This window comes from Mesorhizobium sp. M7A.F.Ca.CA.001.08.2.1 (genome assembly GCF_003998455.1).
GTDB lineage: Bacteria > Pseudomonadota > Alphaproteobacteria > Rhizobiales > Rhizobiaceae > Mesorhizobium > Mesorhizobium ciceri.
Window position 1 is genome coordinate 1 of the sequence record NZ_RZPW01001125.1, and the last position, 1,409, is coordinate 1,409.

The window sequence follows — 1,409 nt, forward strand, 5'->3', positions numbered from 1 at the left end:
GCGCCATCTCCTCCTCCTCCTCCTCCTCCTCCTCCTCTCCCCTCGGGGAGAGGTCGGATTGCCCCGAATTGCCGTTCGCAATTCGGCTGGCAATCCGGGTGAGGGGGCCTTCGTTCCCCGCCGTGCGACTACAGCTTCGTCCACGCCCCATTTTTCTTCGACGACTTCACGCAAGCCTCGATGAAGGCCATGCCCTCGACGCCGTCCTGTATGGTCGGGAAGATGACATCCTTTGCCGGCTTGCCGCCCTTCTTACGCGCCGCCCGGATGGCGCGTGCGGCCTCCTGGTAAACGTTGGCGAAGCCTTCGAGGTAGCCTTCCGGATGGCCCGACGGGACGCGGCTGACACGGCCCGCCACCGGCAGCGCGCCGGCGCCATTGCGGGTGATCAGTTGCTTTGGCTGGCCGAACGGCGTGTACCAGAGATAGTTCGGGTCGGCCTGCACCCATTCCAGCCCACCCTTCGAGCCATAGATGCGCAGCTTCAGCCCGTTCTCATGGCCGGGCGCCACCTGGCTTGCCCAGATCATGCCCTTGGCCGGGTGCGTCTTGCCGGTAGGCTTGAAGCGCAGCATGACGTTGACGTTGTCATCCAGTAGCCGTCCCGGCACGAAGGCGTCGAGATCGGCCGACAGGGAGTCCAGTTCCAGCCCCGAGACGAAGCGGGCGAGGTTGTAGGCATGCGTGCCGATATCGCCCAGCGCACCGCCGGCGCCTGCCTGCTTGGGGTCGGAGCGCCACGCCGCCTGCTTCTGGCCTGTCGCCGCCAAATCCTCGGTCAGCCAGTCCTGCGGATATTCGGACTGCACGATGCGGATGTCGCCGAGCACGCCCTTGGCGACCATTTCGCGTGCTTGCCGCACCATCGGATAGGCGGTGTAGTTGTGCGTCAGCACGAACACCTTGCCGGTCTTCTCGACTATCGCCGCAAGCTTTTTCGCCTCGGCCAGCGTCGTCGCCAGCGGCTTGTCGCAGATGACGTGGATGCCGGCCTCGAGGAAAGCTTTTGCCGCTGGCACATGCACATTGTTGGGCGTGACGATGGCCACCGCCTCGATGCCGTCGGGGCGCTTCGCCTCGGCCTTGGCCATCTCGGCATAGGATGCGTAGCTGCGTGAGGGGTCGAGCCCCAGTTCGGCGGCCGAGGCCTTGGCACGGGCCGGGTCGGCTGACAAAGCGCCGGCAACCAGCACGAACTCGTTGTCCAGCCGCGCCGCGATCCGATGCACCGCGCCGATGAAGGCGCCTTGCCCGCCGCCGACCATGCCGTAGCGGATCGGGCCGCCTCCCGTTTCCGACTTCGATGCGTCGACCATATCTTGCTCCTCGCTGTTGCTTACCCCCTTGAGGGGAGGTCGATCCGCGCAGCGGATCGGGTGGGGTCGTTGAGGCAGAGCGCGGTGTGAACC

Annotated in this window: 1 protein-coding gene; it reads right to left on the minus strand. The window is 66.0% G+C overall.

Annotated features, from left to right (window positions below; all coding sequences use genetic code 11):
• Positions 1–128: 128 nt before the first annotated feature.
• Entirely contained in the window at positions 129–1,316 is a 1,188-nt protein-coding gene (locus EN914_RS35425; RefSeq protein WP_024504431.1) for a Gfo/Idh/MocA family protein, read from the minus strand.
• Positions 1,317–1,409 lie beyond the last annotated feature (93 nt).